This window comes from Devosia sp. LC5 (genome assembly GCF_000735585.1).
In the GTDB taxonomy this organism is placed as follows: Bacteria; Pseudomonadota; Alphaproteobacteria; order Rhizobiales; family Devosiaceae; genus Devosia.
In genome coordinates this window covers 1-6648 of sequence record NZ_JNNO01000036.1, presented here as the reverse complement: position 1 = coordinate 6648, position 6648 = coordinate 1, and the positions used below count along the sequence as shown (strand labels likewise).

Sequence of the window (6648 nt, the reverse complement as noted above, 5' to 3'; positions counted from 1 at the left end):
CCCCGCGCCCGCCCATCATCCAGCCGCCCGCCTTCTACCCCGAAGTCTGCTTCTTCGACCGCACCCGCATGCGCGGCGACAGATTCTGCCTCGAGGCTGGCGAGGCCAATCGCGATCTGCGCTATTGGGCCGACCGCATTTCTTCCATCGACAATCCCGAAGGGCTGCAGGTTCAGGTCTGCTCGGAACCCAATTTCCGCAATTGCCGTGTCTACACCACCAGCGCCAGCTCGCTCGGCGATTTCGACGACTACATCGCCTCCATCCGCGTCCGCTAGGCCTACACGAGTATTCGTAGGATAGCCTCCCTCCCCTCAGAGGGGAGGGACCGGAATTCACCTCACGTCCTTCAAGCCCAACACCACCCTTTCTTTATGCATCCGGGGCTTGGAGATCGGGCGGCGGCGCGCTAGGTTGCCCGCGCTTTGCTCGCGAGGACCCCATCATGCGTCTTGTCACCACTCTCGTTTCGGCCTGCCTGGCCATTGTCATGCTGCTTGGCGCCGCCTCGGCCAGCCTTGCCGCTGGCGAAGCCGGCACGCACGCCTGGAGCGTGAAGCCCCTGGTCCTGGCCTCCGGACCCGATCGCTCCTTCGCCGTAATCGGCCACATCCCCGCCGAAACCCCGATCCGGGTGCTGCGCTGCCAGCGTGACTGGTGCCTCGTCGCGGCCAATGACCAGCGCGGCTGGGCCTCCAGCCTCTATGTCGATTACGGCCGCCATCCCGAGCCCGTCATCACCCATGGCCGCGGCACCGTCTGCTTCTTTGAAGGCACCAATTTCACCGGCGCCTCCACTTGCTTCAACAGCGGCACCACTATCGACGATCTGGCCCTGCAAAATCTCGACAACCGCTTCGCCTCGGTGCAGCTGACCGGCGCCGTCTCCGTCGCCACCTGCCGCGACCGCTACTTCCAGTCCTATTGCGAACGCATCGTGCAGTCCAAGCCCGCCCTCCCCACCTATCTGCGCGGCACGGTCTCCTCGATCAAGGTCTATTGATCTCCCCACGCATTCGCGCAAAAGGCCCGCTTCGTGCGGGCCTTTTTCGTTTCAGTGCTGACACCACCTGTCAGCAGCCCTGTTCCGTCTCCGTTCATGGAGTGCTAATGTCAGCGGAACATTGCACTTCGCTGTGCAATTCCCCATCTAGAGCGCTCCCCCGAGCAACGGTGTTTTTCATGGCCGACAAATCCGCGCGCCCCGGCAAAGCTGAATTCTCCATCGACGACTTTCTCGGCGAGATCGAGAAGGCCGAGGACATCGCTGCGAGCAAACCGCTTTACGCCGAGCGCATGAAGAACAAGCGCGCGCTCGACCGTGCCGATCAGAAGCTCGCCGCCGAAGCCGCCCAGGCCGAAGCCGATGCCGCCAAGGCGCTTGCCCAGGCCGCCAGGAAAAAGACCGCGCTCGAAAAGCGCCGCACCACCAAGGCGAGCCACGACACCGCCACCGGCATGTCCGCCAAGACCGCCAAGACCAAGATCAATTCAGTCGATCGCGTCGACTTCTCCGGCATGGGCGAAAGCCCCCAGGCCGGCTTCGGCCACATGCCATCGCCCGCGGCGCGTAGCGCGCAAAACGAGAACACCGCTGCGCAGTTGCAGAGCGTGGTCTTCAGCGCCAAGTCCAAATCCGGCTCCAGCCGTACCGTCGAAGATGCCCAGACCGTCGGCGTCACCGCCACCGTCAAGGCGCTCGAACAGATCATCCTGCATGGCCGCAAGGAGGTGGAAGGAAGCTCCCCCTGGGTGCCGCACAAGGCGCAGAACCATCTCGAAAAGCGCCTCGCCGGCCAGCCCTTCCGCATGGTCACCAATTACAAGCCCGCCGGCGACCAGCCCACCGCCATTGCCGAACTGGTCGAAGGCATCAACAATGGCGAGACCGACCAGGTGCTGCTCGGCGTCACCGGCTCGGGCAAGACCTTCACCGCCGCCCAGGTCATCGCCCAGACCAATCGCCCTGCGCTGATCCTGGCCCCCAACAAAACCCTCGCCGCCCAGCTCTATGGCGAGTTCAAGAGCTTCTTCCCCGACAACGCGGTCGAATATTTCGTTTCCTACTACGATTACTACCAGCCCGAGGCCTATGTGCCGCGCACCGATACCTATATCGAGAAGGAATCCACCATCAACGAGCAGATCGACCGCATGCGCCACTCGGCCACGCGCTCCATCCTCGAACGCGACGACGTCATCATCGTCTCCTCGGTGTCCTGCATTTACGGTATCGGCTCGGTCGAAGACTACACCGCCATGACCGTCGACCTGCAAAAAGGCCAAAGGATCGACCAGCGCGAGGTCATCGCCAAGCTCGTCGCCCTGCAATACAAGCGCGGCGACACCGGATTCGTGCGCGGCACCTTCCGCGTCCGCGGCGACACGATCGAACTCTTCCCCGCCCACTATGAAGCCGCCGCCTGGCGCGTCTCCCTGTTCGGCAACGAGATCGAGTCGATAGTCGAGTTCGACCCCCTCACCGGCAAAAAGTCCGCCGATCTCACCTTCATCCGCGTCTTCGCCAATTCCCACCACGTGACGCCGCGCACCACCATGAACCAGGCCATCAAGGCCATCCGCGCCGAACTCGCCGCGCGCCTGCAGGAACTCAACGGCGCCGGCCGGTTCCTCGAAGCCCAGCGCCTCGAACAACGCTCCCTCTTCGATCTCGAAATGATGGAAGCCACCGGCTCCTGCGCCGGCATCGAGAACTATTCCCGCTACTTCTCTGGCCGCCGCCCCGGCGAGCCGCCCCCGACCCTGTTCGAATACCTGCCCGACAATGCCCTGGTCTTTGTCGACGAAAGCCACGTCACCATCGGCCAGCTCGGCGCCATGTATCGCGGCGATCTGCGCCGCAAGGCGACCCTGGCCGAATACGGCTTCCGCCTCCCTAGCTGCATGGACAATCGCCCGCTGCGCTTCGAGGAATGGAACGCCATGCGGCCGCAATCGGTCTATGTCTCGGCCACGCCGGGCAAGTGGGAAATGGACCAGACCGGGGGCGTCTTTGCCGAACAGGTCATCCGCCCCACCGGGCTGATCGATCCCCCGGTCGAAATCCGCCCCGCCAAGGCGCAGGTCGATGACGTGATCGACGAAATCCGCACCACGATCAAGACCGGCTATCGCACCCTCGTCACCGTCCTCACCAAGAAAATGGCCGAGGACCTGACCGAATATATGCACGAACAGGGCATCAAGGTCCGCTACATGCACTCGGACGTGGACACGATCGAGCGCATCGAAATCATCCGCGACCTGCGCCTGGGCGCCTTCGACGTGCTGGTGGGCATCAACCTACTGCGCGAAGGCCTCGACATCCCCGAATGCGGCCTCGTCGCCATTCTCGACGCCGACAAGGAAGGCTTTTTGCGCAGCGAAACCTCCCTGATCCAGACGATTGGGCGAGCAGCGCGCAACGTCGATGGCCGAGTGATCTTGTATGCCGACAAGGAAACCGGCTCCATGCAGCGCGCCCTGGCCGAAACCACCCGCCGCCGCGAAAAGCAGGTGGCGTATAATGAGGAACACGGCATCACCCCCGCCTCGGTCCGCTCCAACATCCACGACATCGTCGACAGCGTCTACGAACGTGACCACGTCACGATCAGCATCGGCAAAGGCAAAGACGGCAAAGAACGCGTCGAAGTCGGCGCCAACCTGGCCGCTGTCATCAAAGACATGGAAACCCAGATGCGCGAGGCAGCCACAAATCTGGAATTCGAGAAGGCTGCCCGCCTCAGAGACGAGGTCAAGCGCCTGCGTGAAATGGAACTCGATACCTTATCGGGAGAGGTCTCCTAGCCGAAGCCCTCGGGCTTGACCCGAGGGCGCTTTCTCAAACCCGTGGACTTCGAACCGGCCGCATAGCGGCAAAACCTCTCAAGAGAGGCCCGCACGATGGGGTAAGGCAAAAGTAGGGCCACTCTAGCGTTTGTCGGAAGATTTTCTAGCTCGGGTTCAGGGCCTTACTTTGCCTGTCGAGCGCAAGTTCCAGGGCATCAAACACGTTGATAAATCTTGACGCCCAAACCGAGGGGTCCTCAGATCTTGCTCGCTCCATCAAATAGTTTTGCGCGGACGACTTGTGATTGTCGTATATCGCGAAAGGCTCAAGCCCCCCTTGTGCATCGACAGAGTATGACCTGAAATACTGCGGCGACCTTTCCTGCAAATTCGTTACCCATAAATCGGGAAACAGGCCCTCTATTGCGAACCCACTACGAACCGACAGGAAATCCATTCCAGATTCAAATCGGACTTGCTTGTTTCCAAAAAACTGCTGCAGTTCTTGCCTAGACCTAACCCCAGCGTCATCACCGTCTAACACAGATACGAACGCACGCTCCTTGGACACCATTGGGTACGTGGTCTTCACAAACGCAGTTAGATCCTTAACACCACCAAACGTGAGGTATTTCGCGTTATCAAGCTTTGGATACCTGCCAACTTCGACAAACCCAGATGTTAGCAATATAAAATATATCGCTTCAAAAATTGATTTGTCAGAATGCCCCTCAACACCAACATTAAACTCAGACAAACTAAAGTAGTCCGAGAATTTTACACCGAGTGACCCCCTAATTCTCTCAGTCGCTCTATAGTATGTATCAAATGACTTAAGAACCGTTCGCCCAGACTCGATTTCACAGCCTGCGACATTCTCAACATCAGTCGGCACAAATGCGAGAGAATGCGTGCTAATTACCACTGCAGATCTGCTGCCAAGTTTGCGCAAAAGCCGGTTCACTACCCCCGTAAGTTCAGGGTGCAGATAAGATTCTGGTTCCTCAATCAGCCAAATTGGTCGCAATCCCTCGCTCCGTCGCACTTGATCGATCCAGACTAAGGCGGAGAAAATTGCAGCGGACTGCACCCCGGTGCCCTTCCGCGAGAATTCGGTTACGATCTGATCCGAAATCTGCAGCTCGACGCCCGACATGAAGTCGGCATGCGCACGCTGACCAGTGCTTATGCGCGTCGATATACCCAACATGCCACAATCATCGAGCGTGCTGTTCATAATATCTGTAATAGTTTTAAGGGCGTCGTTCACCTCAGGGACGACTTTAGATATTATCTCTCTGGTTGATTTTACAATTTCTGGAGAAACAACGTCAGAAAATATCTCAGCGTAACTTTTCGCTGATGGGATATATATTACCTTAAAGGTACCAAATATTTTCTCTATGAGATCCGATTGCACCCTAGAGTACTGAGCATTCGGCGCACCGCTTGGTCGTTTAATATTCGGAAAAAACGAGTACACCGCCTTATTTTTCTCGGTAAAATACACACTGAGATTTATGGCGGAGGTCTTCGGCGGCGGCTCTGGATGTAAACTCCGTAATTCCTCATGAAGCCTTACAAAATCGGCATCCAACTCCGGCTCGTTCGCTTCAAACGAAACGGTTATGCTCGTTCTTTCATTGTGGACCCCGTGCGATAAGTCTGTTGAAATATCGTATTTGTTCGCCTCAACACCGGAGAAAAAGACACCTATCGCTCTAAGTATATTCGATTTCCCAGCATTATTTGGACCAACAATTGTCATTCCGCTGCGGGCTGTAAATGTTATTTCATTTTTTATAGTACGAAAATTTCGAATTCTAATGTTTGAAATTTGCACGCAGTGCCCCTCTACCAAAACAAACTACATAGCCTCAGGCTAGGAAATATCGAACTACGTGCAAAGCCCTCGATTTAACTTCGCACAACGTTTCCACACCGCGCAGCTCAGCACTTCCGGCTCGCCACACCGCCCCTCGCACAGTTCCCCTTTCTATTAGACCGTGTAGCTTACTCTCGGCCTGTTGCCCTCCACTTCTCCGAAACGGCGCGGCCTTGCTCCCAATTTTGTAAAGGTCCTGCCTGCCTCACTCCACCGCCCCATAAACCCGACCAATCCCGCCATCGAAAACATTCATTGGACGTTCCACCCCACCCGGTCGATCATTCCCATCATGACCGAGCCTGCCGATCCGCCCCGCCTGTCCAATAACGGCCCGCCGCTTGATGATGATCCGCGCCCTTGGGGCGCCAAAGGGATTGGCACCTATTTCGAATGGGCGGCGGCGCAGAAACAGGCGTTCGATGTGCCCTATGACATCGCCCTGCTGCGCGCGCGGCGGGCCGAGAAGCTGGGGCTGACCTATGACGAATATTCGCTCGAAATCCTCGAGCGCGGCCGCTTTCTCAATGCCGAAGACGCCGAGCGCATCGCCGCCATCAAACGCCGCCGCCCGCTCTGAGGCGCCTACCCGTGGCGCACTGAATCGAAGCCGGAGCGCCCCGATCTGCCTCCCTCCCCCTGTGGGGCTCAAGAGTGGCCCGCAGGGACAAATCGCTCCGGTGGAGCGATTGAGCGAGAAAGACCAATCAACATTCACCATGCTGTAGCTTTGCTGTGAGACTGGAGCCATCGCCCCCTCTCCCTTTGGGGAGAGGGTGGGGGTGAGGGGGCCTTTTCTTGGTGCCGGGTGAAGGGAAGGCCCCCTCACCCCGCCCAAACGGGCCGACCCCTCCCCCAAAAGGGGAGGGGGAGTTGCGCAAAAGGCGGGTCTGGGTGAAGTCTTACCCACCCCCCCAGGGAGAAGGGAATGACTAATTCCTCCCCCCCCACCAACTTCTCCCCCACCACAC

The 6648-nt window shown here is 58.5% G+C and carries 5 protein-coding genes; 4 read left to right on the top strand and 1 reads right to left on the bottom strand.

Annotated elements, in window-relative coordinates; all coding sequences use genetic code 11:
- The 3 genes from FF80_RS15980 to uvrB form a co-directional block, all read left to right on the top strand.
- Positions 1-278, top strand: a 278-nt coding sequence (locus FF80_RS15980) for a peptidase inhibitor family I36 protein (RefSeq protein WP_035102423.1), incomplete at its 5' end; no start/stop codon positions are given.
- A 167-nt stretch (positions 279-445) separates the two neighbouring features.
- Complete coding sequence (locus tag FF80_RS21110) at positions 446-1003, top strand: SH3 domain-containing protein (RefSeq protein WP_052153663.1); 558 nt, start codon at positions 446-448, stop codon at positions 1001-1003.
- Positions 1004-1458: 455 nt separating this feature from the next.
- Positions 1459-3810, top strand: coding sequence for an excinuclease ABC subunit UvrB (uvrB, locus tag FF80_RS15970; protein WP_200877223.1), 2352 nt, complete (start codon positions 1459-1461; stop codon positions 3808-3810).
- A gap of 145 nt (positions 3811-3955) precedes the next feature.
- Here the strand turns inward: uvrB and FF80_RS15965 are convergent, their stop codons facing one another.
- Positions 3956-5635 carry an AAA family ATPase gene (locus FF80_RS15965; RefSeq protein WP_160172843.1) on the bottom strand — a complete coding sequence of 560 codons (1680 nt, stop codon included), beginning with the start codon at positions 5633-5635 and terminating at the stop codon, positions 3956-3958.
- Between the two features lie 334 nt (positions 5636-5969).
- Between FF80_RS15965 and FF80_RS15960 the strand changes: the two genes are divergently transcribed.
- Complete coding sequence (locus FF80_RS15960; RefSeq protein WP_035102420.1) at positions 5970-6257, top strand: hypothetical protein; 288 nt, start codon at positions 5970-5972, stop codon at positions 6255-6257.
- Positions 6258-6648: the final 391 nt, after the last annotated feature.

What these genes read in the sequence shown, in the direction of transcription:
- FF80_RS21110 (WP_052153663.1), top strand. Translation starts at nt 446, where the DNA reads ATGCGTCTTGTCACCACTCTCGTTTCGGCCTGCCTGGCCATTGTCATG.
- FF80_RS15960 (WP_035102420.1), top strand. Translation starts at nt 5,970, where the DNA reads ATGACCGAGCCTGCCGATCCGCCCCGCCTGTCCAATAACGGCCCGCCG.
- uvrB (WP_200877223.1), top strand. Translation starts at nt 1,459, where the DNA reads ATGTCCGCCAAGACCGCCAAGACCAAGATCAATTCAGTCGATCGCGTC.